Raw genomic sequence first — 283 nt, forward strand, 5'->3', positions numbered from 1 at the left:
GCCAGCGCCCCGACGTGCAAATTGAGATTTCGGTGCCCGGTGGCCGCGAACTGGCGCAAAAAACATGGAACCCCCGTTTGGGGATCAAGGGCGGCTTGTCGATCCTTGGCACCACGGGCGTTGTCCGTCCGTTTTCCTGTGCGGCATGGATTGCCTCGATTCATCGTGGCATCGACGTGGCGCGTGCCGCCGGGCTGAGCCATGTGGCAGGCTGCACCGGGGCGACGTCGGAACGGGTCGTGCAAAAGTTTTATGATCTGCCCGACCATGCGATGCTGGATAT

1 protein-coding gene is annotated in these 283 nt (G+C 61.8%); it reads left to right on the forward strand.

The window, feature by feature from the left end:
* Positions 1 to 283: cobalt-precorrin-5B (C(1))-methyltransferase (locus tag ACTG4B_RS15145; RefSeq protein WP_439156538.1), on the forward strand; the 283-nt coding region annotated here is incomplete at both ends.

The organism is Yoonia sp. (genome assembly GCF_965660735.1).
Lineage (GTDB): Bacteria > Pseudomonadota > Alphaproteobacteria > Rhodobacterales > Rhodobacteraceae > Yoonia.